The organism is Nonomuraea africana (genome assembly GCF_014873535.1).
Classification (GTDB): Bacteria; Actinomycetota; Actinomycetes; order Streptosporangiales; family Streptosporangiaceae; genus Nonomuraea; species Nonomuraea africana.
In genome coordinates, this window is sequence record NZ_JADBEF010000001.1 from 7,733,553 (window position 1) to 7,757,948 (window position 24,396).

A 24,396-nucleotide genomic window follows, 5' to 3' on the forward strand; every position below is an offset into this window, starting at 1 on the left:
TGCTCGTCCCCTCGTACGGCGCGGCCACCGCTTCACGCCCGGTTCGCCGACGCCTGCGCGACCTCGGTGACCTCGGCTGCCGTCAGGGCGGGCACCGCGGCGGGATGGGCGGCTTCGGCCCGCAGTCCGTCCAGGAAGAAGCCGAGACACCGGCGCCAGGCCTCCGGCGCGGTCCCCATCGACTCCCTGATGACCTGGGACATGGCCCACACCAGAGTGGCGAGGTCCTGCGGCTCGAAGTCGGCGCGCAGCTGCCCGCTCTCCTTGGCACGCCCGATGATCCGGTCGAGATGGGTGAGGCCGCGGTTGCAGTCGGCGACCTCGCTGCCGGCGGGGAAGCGTCGCGCCAGCGTGTCGTTGAGCCCGTGGTCCTCCGCCTGCAGTGTGAACCACTCCTGGAGGAAGCCGGCGAACCCGTTCCAGGGGTCGGGATCGGCCAGGGCCCGCGCGGCGATCCTGTCGAGGGCCGCCAGCCGCTCGGGGAAGATCGCGTCGAAGAACGCCTGCCGGGTCGGGAAGTGGTTGTAGAGCGTGCCGATGCTGACCTTCGCGCGGCGGGCGATCTCCTCGAGTGGCGCGTCGAGACCGCGTTCGCCGAACACCTGGGTGGCCGCGACCAGCAGCTTGTCCCGATTGCGTGCGGCGTCGGCCCGCAGCGGCCTGGTTCCAGTCACTCACTCACTCCACCGAACTCGAGGGAAGCCTCAACTTCATGATACCGTCCGGATAAGTTGAGGGCTGTCTCGACTTATCGACCTGGAAGGCAGCGCCATGTCCATTTCCCCGCGCAGGACCGCCGTCGTCATCGGAGCAGGGCCGGGCCTCGGCATGTCCATCGCGCATCGCGTCGGCCGTGAGGGCTACACCGTGGCCCTGGTCTCCCGCAGCGACGCCCGGCACGCCGGATACGTCAAGTCGCTGGCCGAGGAGGGGATCGAGGCCGAGGCATTCGCCGCCGACGTGCGCGACCGCGACCTGATCGAGTCCACCCTCGACACCGTCGCCGAGCGGCACGGCGGCATCGACCTCGTCTACTACGGGCCGGGCGCGGTCGAACCCGACGCGCACCCGACGCCGATCGACCGGATCGACTCCGACGACGTGCGGACGGCCATGAGCTGGGTGTACCCAGCCGTCGACGTGGTCGCCAAGGTGCTGCCCGGCATGATCGAACGCGGCGACGGCACGCTGCTGTTCGCCGGCGGGCTCAGCGCGATCACGCCGATGCCGCCCCTCGGCAATCTGGCGCTGTCGTCGGCGGCGCTGCGCAACTACGCCCTGACCCTGCACGCGGGCCTGGCCGGCCAGGGCGTCTTCGCGGGCATCCTCACCATCGGCGGGCTCATCGAACGCGGTGACATCCACCAGCTGGTGACGTCGCAACCCGAGCGGTTCGGCGACACGGGGAGCACCACGCTCGACCCCGACGAGATCGCCGACGGGGCCTGGCGGCTGTGCGCGGACAGGGACCGTCCCGAGGCGGTGTTCAGCGCCTTCGGGTGAGGCTAGGGTGTTCCGCCGTGACCGAACCGGACTTCCTGCGCGACACCCGCGCGTCCTACGACGCCGTGGCCGCCGACTACGCCGCGCTCTTCCACGACGAGTTGGCGGCCAAGCCGCTGGACCGAGCCATGCTCGCCGCCTTCGCCGAGCTCGTGCTCGCGGCGGGCGGCGGGCCGGTGGCCGACGTGGGATCGGGTCCTGGCCGCGTGACGGCACACCTGGACGGTCTGGGCCTGACCGTCTTCGGCGTCGACCTGTCGCCGGAGATGGTCGCGGTGGCCAGGGCGACGCATCCGGGCCTGCGGTTCGAGGAGGGCTCGATGCTCGCCCTCGACGTGGCGGACGGTTCCCTCGGCGGCGTCGTGGCCATGTACTCGACCATCCACATCCCCGACGAGCTGCTGCCCGAGGTCTTCGCCGAGTTCCACCGGGTGCTGGCCCCGGGCGGCCACGTGCTGCTCGTCTTCCAGGTCGGCGACGAGCCCGCGCGCCGGACCGAGGGGTTCGGCCGCCCGCTCTCGCTCGTCTTCCACCGGCGGCAGCCCGACCAGGTCGCCGAGCTGCTCGGCCGGGCGGGGCTGGAGGTGCGGGCCAGGCTGCTGCGCGAGCGCGAGGAGGGAACCGTGGAGAAGACGCCCCAGGGATACCTGCTGGCCCGCAAGCCCGCCTGACCCTCTAGTCTGGCCCGCCGACGGCGCGGAGCCGGGACTCGAGGCCGTCAAGGATCCGCTCGAGGCCGTAGACGAAGTTCTCCTCGCGGGCCTGCTGCTGGTCCTTGCCACGCTGTGCGGCGTACTCCTCCCGCAGCTGCGGGTGCTCCTGCACGGCCGCCTCGGCGGCGGGCCACAGCTTTTCGACCCACTCCTGCTCGCTGTAACCGCTGCGGGACAGCAGGGACAGGAATGCGGCCTCGCTGGTGGACATGCCGATGACGTAGGCCACGACGGCGCTGATGGCCTGGTCGGCCTCACCTGCGCCGAAGCCGGCGCTCCTGACGATGGCCAGCAGGCGGTCCGAGGTCCGCATCATGTTCGGCCCGAGGTAGACCAGGCCGACCTGGCCGAGCACGGCGGTCAGCCAGGGGTGCCGCAGGATCGTCGACCGCATGCTGCGGGCGCAGTCGCCGACGGCCTGCCGCCATCCCGCGGGGTCGTCGGCGGGGGGCACCCGCACCTCGCCGTAGACCTCGTCCACGACCAGTTCGATCAGCTCGTCCTTGTTGGCGACGTGCCGGTAGAGCGAGGTGGCCGCGGCGCCCAGCCTGGTGCCCAGACGCCGCATGCTCAGGGCCTCGATGCCCTCGGCGTCGAGCAGCTGGATGGCCTCGGACACGATCTGCGCCCTGCTCAGGGCCGGCTGTGGCTGCTGCCGCTGGGGGCGCATCCACACCGAAGGGATCGGCTGCTTGTCGGCTGGCATGCGGTCTCCTCCTCTGTACGGCTCCCACGATAGCGCACGCCGTGCGCGGCTTGCGTACGTCAAACCTGTGTGCGTAGGGTGTTCGCAACTAGAGCACGTCGTACGCCACTACTGGTCGAGCGGTTAGCTCGTCAACCACTGAAACCGACTCGTCAACGGCTACGTCGTCCCCGACAGGCGCAGTCGGGTGCGGGACGGTGCCGCCGGGGGCAGCGTGGCGAGGATGTCGGCGAGGGTGACCCCGGCGAGGCTGCTTCGCCACGCCTCGTGCGCCTCGGCCATCTTCGCGGCGAGGATGCAGGTGCGGTGGCACTCCTCGGGCGGCAGCGCGCCCCGTCCCTGCTGGCGGATCTCGCGGCACTCGTACGGCGGGGACGTGCCGTCGACGGCCTCGACGATCTGCAGGAGCGTGATCGAGGCGGCGGGCCTGGCGAGCCGGAATCCACCCCGAGGCCCCGTGGTCGCGGCCAGCACGCCGGCTTTGACGAGCGCCTTCAGCTGCTTGGCGAGGTAGGGCGCCGGGAGGTCGTAGTACTGCGCGAGCTGTGTCGTCGACGCGGTTGCCCCCGGATTGAGCTGCGCCAGCGTCGTGGCGCAGTGCAGAACCCATTCAGTGCTCACAGGCAGCTTCACGTTCCCGAGTCTATCGCAGACATTGCGGACCTATTTAGTCCGTGATATGGTCCCGTGCCGTAGCGAGAGAAGAGGAGAGATCATCATGCGGATCGCCGTTGCCGGCGCGACCGGGAACATCGGGGCCCTCACCGTCGCCGCCCTCGAACGGGACGGGCACGACGTCAGGCGCATCAGCCGCTCGCTCGGCCTGGACCTGTCGACAGGTGCCGGGCTCGACGACGCCCTGGCCGGCGTCGAGGCGGTCGTCGACGCCACCAACGGGCCGGCGGCCGGCCGGGACGAGACGGTGGCCTACTTCGGCACCGCCACGCGGAACCTCCTCGCCGCCGAGGAGCGGGCCGGTGTCCGTCACCACGTGCTGCTCTCGATCGCCGGGATGGATCGCATCGACGGCAACGCGCACTACGCCGGCAAGCGGGAGCAGGAGCGCCTCGTCGCCGCGGGACCGGTGCCGTGGACGATCGTCCCTGCCACCCAGTTCCACGACTTCGCCGCGATGGTGACGAGCTGGACCGAGCAGGACGGCGTCGCCACGATCGCGCCGCTGCTCGTGCAGCCGATCGCGCCCCGGGACGTGGCGGAGATCCTCGCCGAGGTCGCGACGGGCGAACCGAAGGGGCGGTACGTCGACGTCGCAGGACCCGAACCGCAGGACCTGGTGGACATGGCCCGGCGCACCAACGAGGCGCGGGGGCGCGCGGTGAAGCTCGTGCCGACGTGGTCGACGGTGTTCAGCCCGGACATGGCCGGCAACGTGCTACTTCCCGGCAAGGATGCCCGCCTCGCCCCGACCACCTTCGACGAGTGGCTGGCGACACAGCGATAGCGCCGCGGGAGGGAGGGCCCGCTGCCACCTAAGGCCGTCCGTGAGGGAGCTGCCCGGACACGGCGGCCTGCCGTAGGCGGGGCCTTCTCGAGGGTGCCCCGCCACCGCCTCTTCCAGGCCGGAGTCAGAGCATGACGTGGGCGGCTGGGTGGCCGACGAAGGAGAACTGGGCGACGCGGTTCAGTTTGATGTCGTCGGCCTGCCAGGTGTGCATCGCCGAGTCGGCGCTGCGCCAGTAGACGAAGTTGAACCGGTCCGTGGAGTAGATCTTGACGCGGTCCTCCTTCAGCCGGCGGACGAGGTGGGTGTCCTCGCCGCGGGTGATGTCCGCGAAGCCGTACGACTTGAACATCTCGGCCTTGCCGAGGAACGTGCCGCCCTGGACCAGCCACGTGTAGCGGTGCTCCAGGCCCGGCAGGCGGAGCATCGTGGTGTTGGTGCCCTCGAAGTACGTGTAATGGGCGCCCTTGCCGACGAGTTCGGCGTCGGAGTAGTCGAAGGCGCGGGCCAGGTCGGACAGGTAGTGCTCGCCGTACAGGTTGTCGTCGTCCATCTTGGCGATGAGCTCGCCCTCGGCGGCCGCGATGCCCATGTTCATGCAGGCGCCGAGCGAGAGCTCGGCGGGGGCGGGCAGGACGACGACGTCGGAGATGCCCGCCATGCGGGCCTTGTCGGCGACCACGACGGGGTCGATGTCGAGGCCGTGCAGGACCATGACGAGCTGGACCGGCTTGTGGATCTGCTTGGCGACCGAGGAGATCGCGTGCTCCAGCTGCGCCGCGCGGTTGGTGGGCAGAACCACCGAGATCGAGCGGGAGCGCTGCGGGACGGGACGGCCCAGCAGGCCGAGGATCTGGTCGACGCGGTGCGAGAACAGGTGCTTGTCGAAGACCTCGCGCATCGCGAGGTGGCCCATGCGCGCGCGCAGCTCCGGACTGTTGAGGAGGTGGAGCACCTGGTTGTAGGACTCGAGGGGCTCGCGGGCGATGGGCACGAGCGGCCCGAAGGTCTCCTCGATGGCGCGCGACCAGCCGGAGACGACCGGCGTGGCGCAGGCCGACAGCTCGAAGACGCGGCGGGCGCACATGGTGGGGGAGTCGAGCACCGAGTTGACGTTCAGGAAGACCTTGTACATGCGGTACGCCGCGAGCATCTGGTCGTACGGCAGCTCGCCGACGATGTGCGGCTCGTATTTCTCGGGCCAGGCGTACTTGTCGTCCACGGAGCCGTTGCGGGCGAAGATGTGCAGGCCGAGCTCCCTGATCGGGTCGATCACGGTCTCCATCTGCTCGCGCCGCTCGGGGTGCTTGTCGCGGAAGTACATCCCGGCGAAGACGACGTCGTGCAGGCGGCCCTGCTTCTGCTGGATGGGGTTGTGAACGCGCGGCTGGGCCGCGAACTGCAGCACATCGACCCGGTCGTGTCCCAAAATTTCGCGATATTTCGGCACCATGTCGCCGTCGCAGGTGAACACGTAGTCGAACAGCTTGGCCGTGTCGATGAAGAAGTCGAAGTTGGGCGGGTCCTCTTTGTTCCAGAAGACCGTGGGGATGCCCTCGGCGCGGCACCACTCCACGAGGTCGCGCAGCTCCTGCTTGGGCGCGTTGCTCCCGGTCATCTGGTAGCGCCAGCGGCCCTGGTTGCCGTGCCAGGCCGACTCGCAGAACAGCAGGTCGGGCCGCTTGTCGGCGAAGATCTCCGGCCAGTCGCGCAGCCCGAACTCGATCTGGTCCCACTCGTAGCGGAAAGCCATCCTGGAGAAGTCGTCCAGGATGACCGCGACCTTCAGGTCGGGCCTGTTGATCGGGCCCGTCGGCCACTTCACCGCGGGCACCTCGACCAGCGGCGGCCGCTTGCCCGCGAGCTCGGTCACCTCCGAGACCGGCTGCGGCGGCTTGGGCGCCTTCTCGTGGGAGCGTACGGCGGCCACCACGCGACCGGGCTTCTTCGACGTCAGGGCCTCGCCGAGCTTGAACGACCGCTTCGCCTGGGTCGCCTGGAGCTTCCACGTGGCGTACTCGGCCTTCGCCTCCGCGATCTCCAGACGCCGCCGCAGCTCCTTGATCTCCGCCTCGTACCGCTCGACGAGCTTGCGATCCTCAGGAAGCCAGTTGATCGGCCCGAGTCGCTGAAAGGTCGGCTCTTCTGAAGACATCCGCTCGCCCTAACGTCAAAGGAGGTCTGTCATGGTACGGCTAGAGCCGTCCGTTTCGTGAGGCTGGCGACAGATTCTCACCCTTCAACCACGCGGCGATCACCCGCGCGATCCTCGGGCCGGACGCGCCGTCCCACAGCACGGGCAGCTCGCCCGCGGGGGTCGAGGCCCCGTCGGCCAGCGCCTTGGAGGCGGCGGCGGGCAGCGCGGCGGGCGTCACGAGCCGGTTGGTGCCGTGCGTGACCGTGATGGGCCGCTCGGTGTTGGGCCGGACCGTGAGGCACGGCACGCCGAGCATGGTGGTCTCCTCCTGCACGCCGCCCGAGTCGGTGACGACCAGCGCGGCGCCCTTCACCAGGGAGAGGAAGTCCACGTAGCCGAGCGGATCGATGACCTTGATACCCGGCCCGTCGACGAGCCCGGCCTCCGCGAGGCGGGCCCGCCCACGGGGGTGGATCGGCACGACCAGCGGGATCTGCCTGGAGACCTCGAGGACCGCCGAGACCAACTCGGCGGCGGCCTCCGGGGTGTCGACGTTGGCCGGGCGGTGCAGCGTGGCCACGCCGTAACGAGCGGGGATGCCCTCGAGCCTGGCGGCGTCGAGCGACGGCAGCGCGGCGAAGAGGCTGTCGATCATCGGGTTGCCGACCAGGTGCATCTTGGCGGCCGGCACGCCCTCGGTGGCCAGGTACGACAGCGCCTCGGGGGAGGTGGCGAACAGCAGGTCCGACAGCGAGTCGGTGACGATCCTGTTGACCTCTTCCGGCATGCCGCGGTCGAAGGAGCGCAGGCCCGCCTCGACGTGGGCGGTCGGGATGCCCAGCTTCGCGCAGACGAGGATGGCGGCCAGCGTGGAGTTGACGTCTCCGTAGACGACCACGAGGTCGGGCTCGTGCGTCTCGACGACCTCCTCGAGCCCCACGAGCAGGGCCGCGGTCTGCTTGGCGTGCGTCCCCGATCCGACTCCGAGGTTGGCCACCGGCTCGGGCAGGCCGAGGTCGGCGAAGAAGACGTCTGACATCAGCGCGTCGTAGTGCTGGCCGGTGTGGATGATGCCCTGCCGCACCCCGAGTTCGTCGAGGCCGCGCACCACGGGTGCGGCCTTCACGAAGTTGGGGCGGGCGCCGAGGACATGGAGGACCAGGGGGTTCTCCCTCATCTACCTCGCCTTTCATAGCGGAAGGGGAAAAACGTTGCCTATGGTACGGTCACCGCGTGGTATCCGACGCCAGACCAAAGGTTTCCGCCAAGTCGGCCAGGGCCGGAGTCGGTGGACTTCTCAAGGGCTTCATCCAGCACCCCGTCATCGTCTCCCGCGTCGTCGCGGCGAAGGTGAAATCCGACCCGGTCAGGGTCGCGCAGGCGGCCGCTGACGCCCTTCCGCCGAGACTGCGCCCCGTCGTGGGCAGGGTCGCGTGGCCCGCCGCCCGCAAGGTGCGGCGCGCCGTCCGCAAGGTCGGCATGCGGGTGGTCAAGGCCCCGTGGAACGACGCCAAGGCGGCCTGGAACGCGGGCCGCGTGAGCGAGGCGGCCGAGGTCCTCGAGCCGCACACGAAGTATCCCTTCGTGAAGCGCAGGGCCGCCTACTACCGTGGCGAGTTGGCCGCGATCAGCCCCGACCCGATCCCGCCGCGCCCCAAGGTGGCGATCGGCGAGCGCGTGGCGGGCCGCGTGCTGCACGTGGTCACCAACGCCCTGCCGTACACGCAGGCGGGGTACACGGTGCGCACGCACCGGATCGTGACCGCGCAGAAGGAGAAGGGCCTCGACCCGCACGTCGTGACCAGCTGGGGCTGGCCGATGCTGCAGGGTCACGTGGATGCCGCGCCCTTCGAGGAGCTCGAGGGCATCCCCTATCACCGGCTGCTGCCCGACGGACAGCAGGAGATGCCGTTCGAGACGCGCGGGCGGATCATCCTGGGCGCCGAGCGCGTCACCGAGCTGGTCGCCACCCTGAAGCCGCAGGTGCTGCACGCGGCCACCGACCACCGCAACGGCTCCATCTCGCACGCCGTGCGCGAGCGCACGGGCACGCCGTTCGTCTACGAGGTGCGCGGCTTCCTGGAGGAGACCTGGGCCTCGCGCGACCCGATCCGCATCGGCAGCCAGCGCCACGTGCTCCAGCGCGAGCGCGAGGCGTTCCTGATGCGCGAGGCCGACGCGGTGGTCACACTGGCCGAGACCATGGCCCAGGAGATCGTCGAGCGCGGCGTGCCGCGCGAGAAGATCACCCTGGCGCCCAACGCCGTGGACGACTCGCTGCTGACGGCCGACTACGACGGAGAGTCGTTCAGGCGCGCCTACGGCATCGAGCCCGGCGAGATCGTCGTGGGCTCCGTGTCCAGCATCGTGGCCTACGAGGGCTTCGCGACCCTGCTGCGGGCCGCCGCGCTGACCCGCGGGATCAGGGTCCTCATCGTCGGCGACGGCACCGAGCGGGAGAACCTTCTCGCGCTGGTGGAGGAGCTCGGGCTGAAGTCCGCGATCCTGCCGGGCCGGGTCGGCCCCGAGGAGGCGCTGCAGGCGCAGTCGGCGATCGACATCTTCGCCTGCCCGCGTGAGGATCTGCGCGTCTGCCGACTCGTTACGCCATTGAAACCCGTCGAGGCGATGGCGCTCGGAAAGCCCGTCGTGCTCAGCGATCTGCCCGCTCTCTCCGAGCTCGTCGGCTCCGACGGCGCGGGTCTGCTCGTGCCGCCCGGCGACCCGGAGGCGCTCGCCAAGGCGCTGGCCGACCTGCGGGACGACCCCGCCAGGCGGGCTGAGATGGGTGAGGCGGGACGGGCCGAAGTGGCGGCCAAGCGCACATGGAGTCGCGTGGCGGAAACTTATCGTGGCCTTTACCGGACGCTTGCCGAGCGATGACCTACGAGTTGGCTGTCTGTTCTGACGGGTTCAGTCGCATTAGGCGTGAGCTAGGTGGACTTGAGATAACCTTTGCGACCATGAAGTGTTCTAAGGCGATGTCGTGACGGATTTCGACCTGGCGGTAATCGGCCTGGGTTACGTCGGCATGCCGCTGGCCAAGGAGGCCGTCGCGGCAGGTCTGCGGGTTGTCGGCGTGGACGTCGACCCCCGTAAGGTCGACGCGCTCAACGCCGGTCAGTCCTACATCGACGACCTGACCGACGCCGATCTCGAGCACATGCTGGCCAACGGTTTCAGCGCCACGCTCGAGGAGTCGGTGCTCGCCACCTGCGACACGATCGTCATCTGCGTGCCGACCCCGCTGGACGAGGACCACCGTCCCGACCTGTCCGCGGTCGAGGGCGCCACCAAGGCCGTCGCGCGCAACCTGACGAAGGGCACGCTCGTCGTCCTGGAGTCCACCACGTACCCGGGCACCACCGACGAGGTGGCGCGGCCGCTGCTGGAGAGCTCGGGCCTCACGGCCGGAGTCGACTTCCAGCTCGCCTTCTCGCCCGAGCGCATCGACCCGGGCAACCCCAAGTACGGCCTGCGCAACACCCCCAAGGTCGTCGGCGGCTTCACCACCGCCTGCCGCGACCGGGCCACCGCCTTCTACGGTCAGTTCATCGAGCAGGTCGTGCCGGTCAGCGGCACCCGCGAGGCCGAGATGGCCAAGCTGCTCGAGAACACCTACCGGCACGTCAACATCGCCCTCGTCAACGAGATGGCGATCTTCTGTGACGAGCTCGGCGTCGACCTGTGGGAGGCGATCGAGGCCGCGGCGACCAAGCCGTTCGGCTTCCAGAAGTTCCTTCCCGGCCCTGGCGTCGGCGGCCACTGCATCCCGGTCGACCCGGGCTACCTGTCCTACACCGTCCGCAAGCTCGGCTACCCGTTCAGGTTCGTCGAGCTGGCGCAGGAGATCAACGAGCGGATGCCGTCGTACGTGGTCAACCGCGTGCAGCGGCTGCTCAACCGGCACAAGAAGGCGGTGAACGGCTCCAGGGTGGTGCTGCTCGGCGTCACCTACAAGCCGGACATCGCCGACGAGCGCGAGACCCCCGCCCTTCCCGTGGCGCGTGCGCTGCTGGAGCTGGGCGCCGAGCTCACGTTCGTCGACCCGCACGTCAAGCAGTGGTCGGTGGACGGCACTCCGGTGCCGCGTGAGGAGGATCTCGCCGAGGCCGTGTCGAACGCGGACGTGACGCTGCTGCTCCAGCAGCACGCCGCATTCGACCTCGACGTGGTCGAGGACAAGGCCAGGCTCGTGCTGGACACCCGAGGCGTGCTCGCCGAGGGTGAACGCGTCGAGCGGCTGTAGCGACAGGGGGCTGCGCGCAGTGCACGTGCTCGTCATGACGGTGGTGCATAACCCCGAGGACGCCCGGATCCTGCACCGGCAGATCCGCGCCCTCGTGGATGCCGGTCATGAGGTCACGTACGCGGCGTCCTTCTCCGCCCACGGCGTGGTCGCCAGGCCGTGGGTCAACGGCGTCGACCTGCCCAGGGCGGCGCAGCGCAAGCGGATGCGGGCCGTGTGGGCGGCCCGCAAGCTCTTCAGGCGCATGCGCGACAAGGTCGACCTGGTGCTCATCCACGACCCCGAGCTGCTGTTCGCCATCTGGGGCGTGCGCCGCAGGCCACCCGTGGTCTGGGACGTGCACGAGGACACCCCCGCGACGCTCTCGCTCAAGCCGTGGCTGCCGTCGCTGCTGCGTCCGCCGGTGCGCTTCCTCGCCCGCCTGCTGGAGGGTACGGCCGAGCGCCACCTGCACCTGCTGCTGGCCGAGACCGCCTACGCGGGCCGGTTCAAGCACGCCCACCTCATCGTGCCGAACGAGACGTGGGTGCCCGACACGGTCACGCCGCCGGGCGACGACAGGGTGGTCTACCTCGGCTGGCTCTCACGGGCGCGCGGCGTCCAGGAGGCGATCGAGGTCGGCAGGCTGCTGCAGCCGTACCGGGTGGCGGTCGAGCTGATCGGCTACGCCGACCCGCAGTCCAGGCCCGCGCTCAACCAGGCGGTGGCCGAGGGCGTGCTCGAGTGGCGCGACTTCATGCCGAACGACGAGGCGCTGAAGCGGCTCGACGGCGCGCTGGCCGGGCTCTCGCTGCTGCACGACGAGCCCAACTACCGGCACTCCATGCCCACGAAGATCGTGGAGTACATGGCGCACGGCATTCCGGTGATCACCACTCCCTCGCCTCGCGCGGTCGAGCTGGTCGAGCGGTACGAGAGCGGCATCGTCGTGGCCTGGGAGGACCCCAAGGCCGTGGCCCAGGCCGTCCTGTCGCTGCGCGACGAGCAGAGGGAGCGGCACGCGATGGGCGCCCGCGGCTACGCGGCGGCTCGCGCCAACCACCACTGGCCGAACTCGGCTCGGAGGTTCGTCTCGCAGCTGGAGTCCTGGGCGGGCGTCAAGAAGTAGTGGTTTATCCGCGGCAGATCACTAGGGCGGTAGGTTCCTGAACGTGCGCTGGCTCACCGTGCTCCTGGGGGCTGCGATCCTGGCCGCCGTCGCGGCCGTGGTCATGGTCCTGCCCGACAACAGGCCGACCGCGGTCGACACGGCGGCCACCCCTTCCGCCGCGCAGTCGAAGAGCCTGCCCCAGCCGACCGCCAAGGAGTACACCGACCCCTGCGGCACCTTCGACCTGCAGGGCGTCAAGAAGTACGCGATCACCGGCTACTGGATCACGCCGTCGAGCAACCCGTGCACGTGGCGCCACCAGATGGAGGAGATCCACCAGGCCGGCGGCGACACCGTCATCAGGATCGGCTACGGCCTGCAGTACCGCACGGTCACCGACGGCCGGATCCTTAAGGACGGCGAGGTCGACCCTCGCTACACCGACTGCGAGAACTGCTGGAACCAGGCGGAGCAGGACCTGAAGGCGGCCAACCCCGGCAACAGGATCGGCCGCACCTACGTCTACCGGACCGACGAGCACTTCGGCCCCGACCTCTTCCGCTGCCCGGGGATGGAACGCACCATCGAGGCGGGCAAGCGCGTCTACTACCGCCTGATCACCTCGCCCGACGGCTCCGACGACTCCACCTGTGACTTCTCCAGCAAGGCCGGCACCTACGACCTGATCCTCATCGCCGCGGCCGCCGAGGACAGCCTCAAGAAGCTGCTGGAGCTGGGCGACACGTTCGGCGTGCAGGTCTTCCCCTCGCTGCCGGTGGCTCCTCGTGACCCGAAGGCGAGCACGAGGGCCAACCCCGAGCACCTCGGCACGCTGACCACGCTGACCCGCAGGCTCATGCAGGACTACGGCGCGCGGTTCAAGGACAGGGCCTCGCTCGGCGGCTTCTACCAGCCGTTCGAGCTGCAGATGGGCGCGACGCTGGTCAACAACCCGACGCTGCAGGTCTACGCCGAGCAGCACGACATCGTGGAGCAGGAGCTGCCGGGCAAGCCCATCCTGGTCAGCCCCTACATGGACGCCCGCAAGCGGGTGCCCTTCGGCCAGACGCCCAAGCAGGTCGCCGAGGGCTTCAGGGCGCTGGCGAAATCCGGGGTCGGCATCATCGCGCCCCAGGACAGCAGGGGCACCGGCAAGGTCGGCCTGTTCTGGCCCGACCAGCGCGACGACGAGGTGGACAAGCGGCTGCAGCCGCTCGTCGGCGTGACCACGTACGGCACGGCCTACCACGGCTCGACCCGCGACTACTACCGGGAGATGAGCGTCGTCCGCGACCAGCTCGTGGACGAGGGCTACGAGGTCGAGCTGTGGGCCAACGTCGAGTCCTTCGAGCCGTCGGCCACCCAGCCGTGTCAGCCGCAGGGCACCAGGGGCAAGACGGACAAGCCGCGCCTGGACGCCGCGATCGCCATGACCGGGCGCTACGTCCAGAAGGTGGTCTCGTACATGTGGAGCGACTTCTTCACCTGCGGCGAGCCCGCGTTGAAGGACGAGGTCGCGGGTGACGTCGACCGGCCGATCGCGGTGGACGCGATCAGGACCGGCTCGGCGGGACAGGACGGCCTCGAGGTTCGCGGGTACCACCTCGACAGCGGCACGGTCACGCTGAGCTGGCCCGGCGGCTCGTCGGAACTGCCGATCACCGTCTCCGACGTGCCGAACGAGGCGATGGCCGAGGGCATCGTGACGGCGTGGGTGCCCTTCGACTGGTCGCAGGTGCCGTACGGGGTGTGGGTGAAGGTGGGGGTGCGCTCACCGGCGGGCAAGGAGGCGACGGAGCAGCTGCACGTGCGCGTCAGCGTGTAACGTGCCTGACATGGTCCCCACCGTCCCGGTCAGCGTGGACCTCGTCGTCCTCACCGTCCGCTGCCATGCGCTCTCCGCCCTGGTGTGGCGGCGCGACAATCCCCCCTTCCTGCGCAGGTGGTCGCTGCCGGGCGGCTTCATCCAGCTCGACGAGGACCTGCCCGACGCGGCCCGCCGCATCCTGGCCGAACGCGCGGGCCTGCCGGGCGCGCCGGTCCATCTGGAGCAGCTGCAGACCTACGGTTACCCCGACCGAGATCCGCGCCAGCGCGTGCTGTCCGTCGCCTATCTCGGCCTCGCGCCCGACCTGCCCGCCTCGGAGAAGGCGCACATGGCGTGGGTGCCCGTCGCCGAGCTGGCGGCCATGGCCTTCGACCACCGGCGCATCATGATGGACGGCGTGGAGCGGGCGCGGGCCAAGCTGGAGTACACCCCGCTCGGCGCGGCCTTCTGCCCGCCCGAGTTCACCGTCGCCGACCTGCGCCGCGTCTACGAGATCGTCTGGGGCCGCCCCCTCGACCCGCGCAACTTCCACCGCAAGGTCACCAAGGCCGAGGGCTTCCTGGTCGAGACCGGCGAGACCACCACCCGCGACGGTGGCCGCCCCGCCAAGCTCTACCGCAGAGGCCCCGCCGAACTCCTTCATCCCCCGATGCTGAGGTCGCTCAAGGAGTGATCGCCGAGGGCGTGGTCGGGCAGGCAGCGCGGGGTGCCGTGCAGGTCGTCGACGACCACGCGGCCCGCCACGCCGAAGACCTCGGCCAGCAGCGCGGGCGTCATCACCTCGCCCGGCGTGCCGTCGGCCCACACGCCCCCCTCGCGCAGCGCGACGACGCGTTCGGCGAAGCGGGCGGCGTGGTCGAGCTCGTGCAGCACGGTCACCACGGTGAGGTCACGGGCCGCCCTCAGCTCCCGCACCAGCGTGAGCACCTCCAGCTGGTGGCGTACGTCCAGGTGCGCGGCGGGCTCGTCGAGCAGCAGCATGCGGGTGTTCTGGGCGACCGCGAGCGCCAGCCGCACCCGCTGGCGCTCGCCGCCCGACAGCGTGTCGAGGACGCGGTCGGCCAGGTGCGCGACGCCGGTCAGGGCGAGGGCCTCGTCCGTCTCGCCGGTGGAGGCGTCCCAGAGCATGCCGAGCGGGCCGCGGTGCGCGTAGCCGCCCTGGCGGACCAGCTGCCGCACGGTCAGGCCCGGCACGGGCGGCAGGGTCTGGTGGAGTACCGCCAGCCTGCGGGCGATCTGGCGGCGCGACAGCGACCTGAGCGGGACGCCGTCGAGCGTGATCGTGCCGGAGGCGGGGGTGAGGAGCCCGGCGACGAGCCTCAGCAGGGTGCTCTTGCCGCAGCCGTTCATGCCGACGAGCGCGACGAACTCACCCTGTTCCACGGTGAGCGAGACCCCGTTGAGCACGGGCCGCGAGCCGTACGAGAAGTGGACGGAGTCGATGGTGATGCTCATGCGTGCTCCTTGCGCGCGATGAAGACGAGGACGGCGGCCCCGGCCAGCGCGGTGACCACCCCCGTGGGCAGGCCGAGACGCTGGGTCCCGGCCAGGGCCCGCCCCGCGAACTGGGCGACGGCGTCGGCGCCCGCCAGCGTGAGACCGCCGAAGAGGGCGGCGGTGAGAACCCCGCCACGCAGCCGCCGTACGGCATGCGGCACCACGAGCCCGACGAAGGCGATGGCCCCGGCCAGCGAGGCCGCCCCGGCGGTCAGCGCGATGGCCACGGCCAGGGTGACGGCGCGTCCGGCGAGGGGCGGCAGGCCGAGTGCGGCGGCGTGGTCGTCGCCTGGCGCCAGCACGGCGAGCACCGCCGAGCAGAGCCAGGCCAGCGCGATCCAGCCGACGATCCACCACCACGCGACCGACAGGTGGTCCCACACGCGTCCCTCGACCGAGCCGACCAGCCAGCGCATCGCGTTGCCGAACCTGCCCGGCTGGTAGGCGAGGAGCATCGTGGTGAACCCGGCCAGCAGCGCCGAGCCGAGCAGGCCGTACACGACGAGGTTGGCGGTGTCGCGCATCGAGGCGAACGCGGCTCCGCCGAGCGCGCCGCCGACCACGGCGGCGAGGAGCGCGCCCGCGGCGGAGTCGGCGGGCACCACACCGAGGGTCAGCGCCGTGAGCACGCCGAGCACCGCGCCCGGGTTGACGCCGGTGAACTCGGGAGCGGCCATGGGGTTGCGGAGCGTGGCCTGCAGGACGTATCCGGCCACGCCGAGCGCCGCTCCCGCCAGCAGGGCGGTCAGCAGGCGCGGTATCCCGAGCTCCCACAGGATGCGCTGGTTGAGCGCGCCGGTGAGCGGTCGTCCGGGGGCCAGCACGTGGGCGGCGGCGACGACGGGGAGAAGGGCGAGCCACGCGGCCCGCCGCACGCCGGGGCTGATCGACTTCACGCGCGCCACCTCCACGCCACGAGCAGCACGCCCGCCACGGCCGTCCACGCCCCCAGCGGTGTCTCCACCGGCGCGAACGCCAGGCGGGCGGCCAGGTCGGCGGCCAGCGTCACGAGCGCGCCGAGGGCCGCCGCCCACGGCAGCCAGCCGCGCGCGTCGGCGTGCGGCCGCGCCCGCCTGGCCAGCAGCGGCGCCACGAACCCGACCCAGGCCAGCGGCCCGCACGGGCCGGTGACGCAGCCGATCAGCAGCGCCGCCACGGCCAGCACGCCCAGCCTGGCCAGGTTGGCCCGCGCGCCGAGCGCGGCGGCGGCCTCGTCGCCGAGGCGCAGCAGCCCGAGTGCGGGCAGGCACAGCAGCACGAGGGGCACGGCCGCGGCGAACCACGGCAGGATCCGTCCGGCCTGCTCCCACATCACGCCGGTGAGGCTGCCGACGAGGTAGCGGAAGAGCATGTCGTACTGCAGCCGGTCGGCCGTCGACATCACGGCGAGCAGCAGCGCCTGGATGGCGGTCGAGACGGCCGCGCCGATGAGCAGCACCGACCCCGCGCTCCTGCCCGTCCTGGCGACCGCGAGCGTGACCACCCCGCCGAGCGCCGCTCCCGCCAGCCCGACCACCGGATACAGCACGAACGGCACGGGCAGCGCCCACACCACGCAGACCCCCACCGCCAGCGAGGCGCCCGTGGAGACCCCGATCATCTCCGGTACGGCCAGCGGATTGCGCAGCGACTCCTGCAGCAGCAGTCCCGCGACCCCGATGGCGGCGCCGCCGAGCAGGGCGACCAGCGTCCTCGGCACCCGCAGCTCCCACAGCACGACCTGTTCAAGCTGGCTGAGCCCGCGCAGCGGCGAGACGATCGGCGTGCCGAGGCAGAGACCGGCGATCACCAGCGCAATCAGCGCGACGGGGACCGCCACCCGTGCCTGCGTCACCCCGCCGCCTTGGCCAGCGCCTCGTCGAGGATGATGCCGAACGCCCTCGTGCCCCTGCCCGAGGCCCACAGCTCGGGCCGGACCTCGAAGACCTTGCCGGTCGCCACGGCGGGCACCTGCTTCCACACCGGGTTGTCCTTGTAGGTGTCGGTCACCGTCTTGGCGTCGGGGCCGAAGGTGAACGACTGGATGAAGATGATCTGCGGCGCCTTGGCCAGGATCTCCTCGATGCTGTAGGCCTGCGCGGTCTCGAACCCGCCGCCCTTGCTGGGCCACGGGTAGGCGAAGAAGCCGCTCAGGAAGTCGCCGAGCACGTCGTCGGTGGTGTTGACGCCGATGGCGGTCCCGCCGTACATGGCCAGGGCGGGCTTGTCCTTCAGCCCGGCGGCGGCTGCCCGGGCGCGGCCCTTGGCGAGCTTGTCGCGGAAGGTCTGCTCTGCGACGGCCTGCTGGGCGCCCCTGCCGGTGAGCTGGGCCATGGCGCGCAGGTAGCCGATCGAGTCCTCGTAGTTCTTGACCTCCACCAGCCACAGCGGAGCGAACTTCTCCACCGCCGCTCTGAGCTGGTCATGGACGCCGGCCAGGCCGATCACCAGGTCAGGACGGGCCTCGGCGATCTTCGCGACGTCCTCGCCGCCGAAGCCGCCGGGGATGACGGGCACCTTCGCGCCCTCGGCGCCCAGGTAGTCGGGCCTCGACAGCAGCTTGGGCGTGGTCGTGGCGGCGGGGGTAAGGCCGAGCTCGACCAGCATGTCGTCGCAGAGACCGGTGAGGCAGACGACCCGCTCCGGCTTGCCGCCGAGCTTGACCGCCCTGCCGTGCGGGTCGGTGATCGACAGGGCGGGGCTCACGGCGCCGGCCGCGGCGGAGGGAGCCGCCTGCGGTTCGGGGGGCGGCTGCTGTCCACAGCCTGCCGCGACGACCAGCGCGACGAGGAAGAACGCACAGCGGCGCATTGCACCTCCAGTGAAAATGGTTACCATTTGCGAAGACTTTACCGGAGGAGTCCTTTGAGATGATTCATCGCCGTCTGTTCCACCTCGCGGGCAGCGTGAAGGGGCCGATAGCCGCATGCGTGGCGCTGGGGTTCCTGGTGTCCGGGGCCTACGTCGCGCAGGCGTTGCTCCTGGCCGCCGCCCTGGCCGCGCTGGTCGCGGGCGAACCCGTGCTCCCGCTGCTGGCGTGGGCCTTCGCGGTCATCGCGGCGCGCGGCGCGCTGCTGTGGGCGAGGGAGGTGGTCACCGTACGGGCGGGAGCGCTGGTCCGGGCCAGGCTGAGGGACCGCCTCGTCGGACGGCTCGCGGAGCTCGGCCCCGCACACCTCGTGGGCACCAGGACAGGACAGGTGCAGACCACGCTGGTCGACGGCGTCGAAGGGCTCGACCCCTACTTCAGCCGCTACCTTCCCCAGGTCGTGGTCACCTTCTGCGTGCCCGTCGCGCTGGTCGGCTGGCTGTTCACGGTCGAGCCGCGAGCCGCCGCGGTGCTGGCCGTCGCGGTGGCGGGCGTGCTGACCATCCCCAGGCTGTGGGACGCGACGCTGCTGCGCAGGGGACGGGCCCGATGGACCGCCTTCTCCGCCCTGGCCGCCGACTACCTGGAGGCGATGCAGGGCATGGCGACGCTGCGCGCGTTCGGCGCCGTCCACAGGCTGGGGACAAGACTCGCGGACCGCGCCCACGCCCTCTACCTGACCACCATGCGCCAGCTGCGGATCTCCCTGGTCGAGACCGGCATCAGCGCCTTTCTGGTCCAGGCGGGGACGGTGGGGGCGATCCTGGTCGGCGGGGAGAGCCTGTTCCTGATCCTGCTCGTCTCCGTCGAGTGCTTCAGGCCGGTCAGGCAGCTGTCGGAGGCCTGGCACGCGGGCTACCTCGGCATCACCGCGGTGGACGGCATCGAGCACCTGCTGGAGGCGCGGCCCGCCGTGCCCGACGAGGGGCGCGCGGGCTTCCCCTCCTCTCCCGAGATCAGGTTCGAGGGTGTCGGGTTCACCTATCCAGGCGCCGCGCGGCCCGCCGTGAGCGAGGTGTCGTTCACCGTGAAGGAGGGACAGACGCTCGCGCTGGTCGGCCCGTCGGGAGCGGGCAAGTCCACCCTCGCCGCGCTCCTCCAGCGCCACCACGACCCCTCGGCGGGCCGGATCACGATCGGCGGCGTCGACGTGCGCGAGCTGTCACTCGACGCGCTCAGGACCGGCATCGCGGTCGTCGCCCAGGACACCTACCTCTTCCACGGCACCATCGCCGACAACCTCCGCCTCGCCAGGCCCGAGGCCACAGACGAGGAGCTGGCCGAGGCCGCCCGCAGAGCGGGAGCGCACGACTTCGTCACCGCGCTGCCCGACGGGTACGGCACGCGGCTCGGCGAGCGCGGCGCCACGCTCTCCGGCGGCCAGCGCCAGCGCCTGGCCATCGCCCGCGCCCTGCTGACAGACGCGCCCATCCTCATCCTCGACGAGGCCACCTCCCACGTGGACCTCCACACCGAACAGGCCATGAACCTCGTACGGCAGGGCCGCACCTGCCTGGTCATCGCCCATCGCCTGGCCACGGTGCGCGACGCCGACCAGACCATCACGATCGACGACGGAACCATCATCGAAGGCAGGGCCGCGTGAACCCCTCCATCCGCTGGCTGGCCGGGGCCGTGGGCGGCCACCGCAGGGCCTTCCTCTCCACCCTCGCCGCCAACCTGATCAGCCAGCTCTCCCTCTGGGGCATCGCGCTGACCTGCGCGTGGCTGGTCGGGCACAGCTCGCCCCTGGGCGGCGTCCTGGCTGTGCTGGTCCTGATCGCCACGGCCGCCACCTGGTGGGAGAGCTATGTCGCGCACGACCTGGCCTACCTCGTGCTGGCGCGGCTGCGCGGCCAGGCGTTCGAGGCGGTCGCCCGCATCGCGCCCGCCAGGCTGCTCGGCCGCCGCAGCGGCGACCTGTCCGCGGTCGTGCTGTCGGACATCGAGACGCTCGAATGGCTCTTCGCCCACACCCTGGCCCAGCTCATCACCTCCTTCGTGGTGCTGACGGCGGGCTCCGTCGCGGCCCTCCTGATCAATCCGTGGCTGCTGGCCGTCTCGCTCCCGCTGGCCTGCCTCGTACTGACGGTCCCGCTGTGGCTGCGGCGCTTCTCCTCCGCGCACGGCTCCGCCATGCGCGCCGCCACCGCCGACCTGCACGCCGACGTGGTGGACACCGTCCAGGGGCTGCGCGAGATCCTCGCCTTCGGCGCCGTGGACCGGCGTCGCGCGCTGCTGGCCGACAAGACCAGGCGGCTGGCCCGCGCCCAGGCGGCCAACGCCGCGCGCGGCGGGCTCGAAGGGGCCCTCACCGACGTGCTGCTCTCCGTGGCGAGCGCGGCCACCCTGGCCGTCGTCGCCCTCACCGTCAGCGCCCCCGCCGACGCGCCCCTCGCCATGGTCCTCGCGGCGGGCTCGCTCGCCCCCGCCGCGCAGGTGGCGCTGCTGCTCAAGGAGTACGGCTCGCTGCGCGCCGCCGCCGACAGGGTCCACACCCTGGTCACCGCCCCCGCGAACGTCACGCCCGCGCGGCAGGTCCGGGCCGAGCCCGGCGACGTGGTCTTCGAGGACGTCCGCTTCCGCTACACCCCCGAGGGACCCGAGGTGCTGAAGGGCGTCTCGTTCACCATTCCCCAAGGCAGGACCGTCGCGCTGGTCGGTCCCTCGGGCGCGGGCAAGTCCACCTGCGTCTCCCTGCTCCTGCGCTACTGGGATCCCGACGGCGGGCGCATCACGATCGGCGGCGTCCCGCTGGCCCAGGCGTCCTCGCTGGTGACGGTCGTGCCGCAGGACGTGCACCTGTTCGCGGGCACGGTGGCCGACAACGTCAGGCTCGGCGCCCCCTCGGCCGACGTGACGGGGCCGCTGGCCACCGCCCAGCTGCCCATCGACCCCGAGACGGTCGTCGGCGAGCGGGGCGTCGCGCTGTCCGGCGGCCAGCGGGCCAGGGTGGCCATCGCCCGCGCGCTGGCCACCGAGGCGCCCGTGCTCGTCCTGGACGAGGCCGTGGCCAACCTCGACACCTCGACAGAGGAACGCCTCGCCTCCGCGCTTGAGGTCGCGGCGGCCGGCCGTACGACCTTGGTCATCGCGCACAGGCCGGCCACGATCAGGCGCGCGGACCACGTCGTGGTCCTCGACGACGGCAGGGTGGTGGCCCAGGGCACGTTCACGGAGGTGTCTCACTGGCTCGAGTGAACGTGGATCGGGGCCGACGAGACCGTCCACGGCCGCTCCGGAGAGGGATGTGCGGCAGTTGTAAGGTATGGGCGCATGGGACGTGGAGTGGCATGAGCCCTGATCTCATGGCGGAGCAGGGCCCCGACGAGAGGCACATGGCGCCACCCGTTCCTTCGTGGCAGGCGCCCGGCGACACCGAACGCGGCCTGTACGAGGCCAAGACGCGTGGCGACTGGGCTGCGTATTTCGACGTCCTCGCCACCGCCGACCTCTATCACCCGATCTCGCGCGCCGTGGCCGACGCCCGACCCGGCTGGGTTCGCTACACGGCCACATACTGGGGCCCTGGGCCTCGCGCCAAGTGTCTTGCGTTCTTCACCGACGGGATGCTCCCCGCGCCCGTGCCCGACCCGGTCTTCTTCGAGGTCGACCTGGACCAGCTCGACAAGGACTGGCCTCAGGAGCACTACTGGCTGGCGATCAATCCCGGTAGCCCCTGTGAGGCGTTCTTCCCCGCCACAGCCGCCCATCGGCAGGTGTGGCGCTGGCACGCCGATCGGACGCCCCACCCCCGCCGGAACCAGCTGCGCACGCTGTGGGCAGGGGGCCCGCTGCACGGCCCCGTGGCGCACGGCCTCGCCTGCGGGGCGCTTCTCTGCGTGAGCAACGGCTCGCTCTGGAACGCGATGGGCTGGCACGGCACCGGCTACGTCCGCGAGCGGAAACGTCTCAGGGAGTGGTGGGACATCACCAGCAGAGAAGAGTGGCTGAGCGCGGAGGAGGCGCTGCTCGGCGGCCGCATGAGCAGCCCGTTCTGGGGGCTCGTGCTGGGCGTCCGCAGCGCCCTCGCCCGTGACTTCGGCGGCATGGTCGAGGTGGACCACTGGCGCCAGGTGACCTCGCGGGTCATACGCAGCCGCGCCGTGGCGCAGGAGATCACTCCCGAGGTCGCCCACCGCAGCGACTCCGAGACGGAGGCCCAGGTCGCAGGGGCGCAACGGCTCATCGGACGGATCACACGATACGAGGCGCGCTTCCGCGCGGACGGGCTGCTCGCCGATGGCCGCTTCGTCCACACGGTGGAGGCGTGGGACTACGGTCGCGCCTCGAAGATGGCCCGCTGGGGACTGGGGGCCCGCTTCTGCGACCTGGCGGAGGCCGAACAGGCGGTCCTGCGGGCCGGACGGGTCAGCCGTTTCAACTACCGCTCATGGGAGGACTTCTCGGCCGCCTACATCCTGGGACGTTGCCTCCACTTCGACGAGGAGGAGTTCGGCGACTGGTACGGCGACATGCTCAACGCGCACAGAATCCTGATGACCGACCCGAACAGCCCCTGGCTCAACATCCCTTTCAAATGACGTTCTACGGCAGCAGGGGATCGGCGATCACGAAGTCGGCCAGTTCGGGCGCCGAGGAGGGATCTCCCGCGTCGCGGAGGAGAAACGTCCCTCCTCGTGTCAGCGGATCCCACCCCCGCTGGATGGCGCGCTCGATGACCGTGCGGACGTCACGCGGTGTCGGATACGACGTGTCCGTCGCGCAGTAGCCCCAGGGCCCGCCCTCATAGGTGGACACCAGGTCCGCCTGAAGCGCCTGCCCGTTCTTACCGCCGCCATAGACCCGCAATCGGACGAAGCGACGGCAGTCATCGGAGTGGACCGTGTGGCCGATCCGAGCGGTCCATACGTAGGTGCGGCCGTCGATCCGCAAGGCCCGCAGTCTGGTCTTCACAACGCCTCCTTGGAGATCACCAGGGTAGACAGTGGACGACGTGCCCGCGATCAGTTTTCTGCCCCTCCCTTCGCATGCTGTCGCGGCCGAGGTCCTCGGGTGGGTTGGCCGGAAGTCTGCTGTTCGTGCCGCCGACTAGCATGGGGCCATGCCTCGTTTCCGCGCGATTCTTGACACTATGCCCCCCTACAAGGCGGGCAAGGCCGTGGTGAGCGCCGACGGCCGGTCGTACAAGCTCTCCTCCAACGAGTCGCCCTACGACCCGCTGCCGTCGGTCGTCAAGGCGATCGCCGAGGGCGCGAGGCAGATCAACCGCTATCCCGACCCCGGCGCGGTCAGGCTGACCGAGTCGATCGCGGCCAGGTTCGGGGTGCCGCCCGAGCACGTGGCGCTGGGCGCGGGCTCCGTCACCGTCGCCCAGCAGCTCTTCGAGACGATCGGCGAGCCGGGCGCCGAGGTGATCTACGCGTGGCGCTCCTTCGAGGCCTACCCGCTGCTGGCCGACCTGGCGGGCGTGACCTCGGTACGGGTGCCGCTGGTCGAGGAGAACCACGACCTGGACGCGATGGCGGCGGCGATCACCGACCGCACCCGCATGATCTTCGTCTGCAACCCGAACAACCCCACGGGCACCTCGATCCGCAGGACCGAGCTCGAGGCGTTCCTCGACAAGGTCCCCTCCGAGGTGCTCGTGGTGCTGGACGAGGCGTACCGGGAGTACGTCCGCGACGCCGACGTCCCCGACGGGCTCGACCTCTACCGCGACAGGCCGAACGTCTGCGTCCTGCGCACCTTCTCCAAGGCGTACGGCCTGGCGGGGCTGCGCGTGGGCTACCTGATCGGACACGAGCCCGTGGCCTCGGCGGTCCGTAAGACGATCATCCCGTTCGCCGTCAACCACCTGGCCCAGCTGGCCGCCGTCGCCTCGCTGGAGGCGGAGGCCGAGCTGCTCGAGCGGGTGGACACGGTCGTGAAGGAGCGCACCAGGGTCCGCGAGGCGCTCATCGCGCAGGGCTGGACGGTGCCGCCGACCGAGGCGAACTTCGTCTGGCTCAGGCTGGGTGAGCGCACGCTCGACTTCGCCGCCGCCTGCGCGGTGGAGGGGGTGGCGGTGCGGCCGTTCGCCGGTGAGGGCGCACGGATCTCGATCGGCACCCCCGAGGCCAACGACGCCTTCCTCAAGGCGGCCGCCGACTTCCGCGCCTAGCCGGACCGCCTGTCCCGCCACCCTGAAGCGGCATCTCGAAGAGAATCGCCCCCGGGGGGACGGAGGCCGTCCCGTCCCAGGGAGACGGAACCCTCGGGGGGGACGGAGATCCTTCTGTCCCCCCGAGAGACTTCACCTCGTAAGGCGGAACCCCGTGGAGACGGGAGTCTCCCCGAGAGAGATCACGCCGTGGAGACGGGGAGGGCCGTAGGGGTCTCCCCGTGTCCGCGAGGAACCGG

General features: G+C 71.0%; 22 protein-coding genes. 12 read left to right on the plus strand and 10 right to left on the minus strand.

What is annotated here, in order from left to right; genetic code table 11:
• Nucleotides 1–32: 32 nt before the first annotated feature.
• The gene (locus H4W81_RS36885) at nt 33–674 is read right to left on the minus strand and encodes a TetR/AcrR family transcriptional regulator (RefSeq protein WP_192779022.1); all 642 of its coding nucleotides are present in this window, start codon (nt 672–674) and stop codon (nt 33–35) included.
• 97 nt (nt 675–771) lie between these two features.
• Here H4W81_RS36885 and H4W81_RS36890 point away from each other — a divergent pair, with 97 nt between their 5' ends.
• Both H4W81_RS36890 and H4W81_RS36895 read left to right on the plus strand, forming a co-directional pair.
• On the plus strand, nt 772–1,503 hold the full coding sequence (locus H4W81_RS36890) for an SDR family NAD(P)-dependent oxidoreductase (protein ID WP_192779023.1): 732 nt from the start codon (nt 772–774) through the stop codon (nt 1,501–1,503).
• 17 nt (nt 1,504–1,520) lie between these two features.
• A complete protein-coding gene (locus H4W81_RS36895) occupies nt 1,521–2,174 on the plus strand; it encodes a class I SAM-dependent DNA methyltransferase (protein WP_192779024.1) in 654 nt (217 codons plus the stop codon).
• A 4-nt stretch (nt 2,175–2,178) separates the two neighbouring features.
• Here the strand turns inward: H4W81_RS36895 and H4W81_RS36900 are convergent, their stop codons facing one another.
• Nucleotides 2,179–2,922 (minus strand): TetR/AcrR family transcriptional regulator, encoded by a 744-nt coding sequence (locus H4W81_RS36900; RefSeq protein ID WP_192779025.1) that lies wholly within the window; start codon nt 2,920–2,922, stop codon nt 2,179–2,181.
• Between the two features lie 159 nt (nt 2,923–3,081).
• On the minus strand, nt 3,082–3,555 hold the full coding sequence (locus H4W81_RS36905) for an RrF2 family transcriptional regulator (protein ID WP_192779026.1): 474 nt from the start codon (nt 3,553–3,555) through the stop codon (nt 3,082–3,084).
• A gap of 85 nt (nt 3,556–3,640) precedes the next feature.
• Here H4W81_RS36905 and H4W81_RS36910 point away from each other — a divergent pair, with 85 nt between their 5' ends.
• Nucleotides 3,641–4,384, plus strand: coding sequence for an SDR family oxidoreductase (locus tag H4W81_RS36910; protein WP_192779027.1), 744 nt, complete (start codon nt 3,641–3,643; stop codon nt 4,382–4,384).
• Between the two features lie 124 nt (nt 4,385–4,508).
• Here the strand turns inward: H4W81_RS36910 and H4W81_RS36915 are convergent, their stop codons facing one another.
• Together H4W81_RS36915 and wecB are read right to left on the minus strand one after the other, a co-directional pair.
• On the minus strand, nt 4,509–6,539 hold the full coding sequence (locus tag H4W81_RS36915) for a glycosyltransferase family protein (RefSeq protein ID WP_192779028.1): 2,031 nt from the start codon (nt 6,537–6,539) through the stop codon (nt 4,509–4,511).
• Between the two features lie 40 nt (nt 6,540–6,579).
• Nucleotides 6,580–7,698, minus strand: coding sequence for a non-hydrolyzing UDP-N-acetylglucosamine 2-epimerase (gene wecB, locus H4W81_RS36920; protein WP_192779029.1), 1,119 nt, complete (start codon nt 7,696–7,698; stop codon nt 6,580–6,582).
• Nucleotides 7,699–7,754: 56 nt separating this feature from the next.
• On the opposite strand from wecB, the gene H4W81_RS36925 reads away from it, so the two are divergent.
• The 5 genes from H4W81_RS36925 (at nt 7,755) to H4W81_RS36945 (ending at nt 14,361) form a co-directional block, all read left to right on the plus strand.
• Complete coding sequence (locus H4W81_RS36925; protein WP_318782247.1) at nt 7,755–9,404, plus strand: glycosyltransferase family 4 protein; 1,650 nt, start codon at nt 7,755–7,757, stop codon at nt 9,402–9,404.
• 103 nt (nt 9,405–9,507) lie between these two features.
• Nucleotides 9,508–10,770, plus strand: coding sequence for a nucleotide sugar dehydrogenase (locus tag H4W81_RS36930; RefSeq protein WP_192779030.1), 1,263 nt, complete (start codon nt 9,508–9,510; stop codon nt 10,768–10,770).
• Between the two features lie 19 nt (nt 10,771–10,789).
• Nucleotides 10,790–11,878 carry a glycosyltransferase gene (locus H4W81_RS36935; RefSeq protein WP_192779031.1) on the plus strand — a complete coding sequence of 363 codons (1,089 nt, stop codon included), beginning with the start codon at nt 10,790–10,792 and terminating at the stop codon, nt 11,876–11,878.
• Nucleotides 11,879–11,921: 43 nt separating this feature from the next.
• A complete protein-coding gene (locus H4W81_RS36940; protein ID WP_192779032.1) occupies nt 11,922–13,685 on the plus strand; it encodes a DUF4434 domain-containing protein in 1,764 nt (587 codons plus the stop codon).
• A gap of 10 nt (nt 13,686–13,695) precedes the next feature.
• Nucleotides 13,696–14,361 (plus strand): NUDIX hydrolase, encoded by a 666-nt coding sequence (locus tag H4W81_RS36945; RefSeq protein ID WP_192779033.1) that lies wholly within the window; start codon nt 13,696–13,698, stop codon nt 14,359–14,361.
• Here H4W81_RS36945 and H4W81_RS36950 read toward each other — a convergent pair.
• Genes H4W81_RS36950 through H4W81_RS36965 form a run of 4 tightly spaced genes read right to left on the minus strand, consistent with a single transcriptional unit; the run spans nt 14,328 to nt 17,975 of the window.
• Nucleotides 14,328–15,143: an ABC transporter ATP-binding protein gene (locus tag H4W81_RS36950; protein WP_192779034.1), complete on the minus strand. Its 816-nt coding sequence runs from the start codon at nt 15,141–15,143 to the stop codon at nt 14,328–14,330. The two genes, H4W81_RS36945 and H4W81_RS36950, sit on opposite strands and share 34 nt — an antisense overlap.
• On the minus strand, nt 15,140–16,081 hold the full coding sequence (locus H4W81_RS36955) for a FecCD family ABC transporter permease (RefSeq protein WP_192779035.1): 942 nt from the start codon (nt 16,079–16,081) through the stop codon (nt 15,140–15,142). Before H4W81_RS36955 ends, H4W81_RS36950 begins: the two co-directional genes overlap by 4 nt.
• Nucleotides 16,078–17,019, minus strand: coding sequence for a FecCD family ABC transporter permease (locus H4W81_RS36960; RefSeq protein ID WP_192779036.1), 942 nt, complete (start codon nt 17,017–17,019; stop codon nt 16,078–16,080). The genes H4W81_RS36955 and H4W81_RS36960 overlap by 4 nt, the downstream gene beginning before the upstream one ends.
• Nucleotides 17,016–17,975 (minus strand): ABC transporter substrate-binding protein, encoded by a 960-nt coding sequence (locus tag H4W81_RS36965; RefSeq protein ID WP_192779037.1) that lies wholly within the window; start codon nt 17,973–17,975, stop codon nt 17,016–17,018. The genes H4W81_RS36960 and H4W81_RS36965 overlap by 4 nt, the downstream gene beginning before the upstream one ends.
• A 59-nt stretch (nt 17,976–18,034) precedes the next feature.
• On the opposite strand from H4W81_RS36965, the gene H4W81_RS36970 reads away from it, so the two are divergent.
• The 3 genes from H4W81_RS36970 to H4W81_RS36980 all read left to right on the plus strand — a co-directional run bounded on the left by H4W81_RS36970 (nt 18,035) and on the right by H4W81_RS36980 (nt 22,577).
• Nucleotides 18,035–19,639, plus strand: a complete 1,605-nt coding sequence (locus H4W81_RS36970; RefSeq protein ID WP_192779038.1) for an ABC transporter ATP-binding protein/permease — start codon at nt 18,035–18,037, stop codon at nt 19,637–19,639.
• Nucleotides 19,636–21,234: an ABC transporter ATP-binding protein gene (locus H4W81_RS36975; RefSeq protein ID WP_192779039.1), complete on the plus strand. Its 1,599-nt coding sequence runs from the start codon at nt 19,636–19,638 to the stop codon at nt 21,232–21,234. Before H4W81_RS36970 ends, H4W81_RS36975 begins: the two co-directional genes overlap by 4 nt.
• A gap of 92 nt (nt 21,235–21,326) precedes the next feature.
• Nucleotides 21,327–22,577 (plus strand): DUF1266 domain-containing protein, encoded by a 1,251-nt coding sequence (locus tag H4W81_RS36980; protein WP_225958973.1) that lies wholly within the window; start codon nt 21,327–21,329, stop codon nt 22,575–22,577.
• Nucleotides 22,578–22,581: 4 nt separating this feature from the next.
• Here H4W81_RS36980 and H4W81_RS36985 read toward each other — a convergent pair whose 3' ends face one another.
• Nucleotides 22,582–22,950, minus strand: a complete 369-nt coding sequence (locus H4W81_RS36985; RefSeq protein WP_192779040.1) for an integrase — start codon at nt 22,948–22,950, stop codon at nt 22,582–22,584.
• Nucleotides 22,951–23,098: 148 nt separating this feature from the next.
• Between H4W81_RS36985 and hisC the strand changes: the two genes are divergently transcribed.
• Nucleotides 23,099–24,157, plus strand: a complete 1,059-nt coding sequence (hisC, locus tag H4W81_RS36990) for a histidinol-phosphate transaminase (protein WP_192779041.1) — start codon at nt 23,099–23,101, stop codon at nt 24,155–24,157.
• The last annotated feature ends 239 nt before the right edge of the window (nt 24,158–24,396 follow it).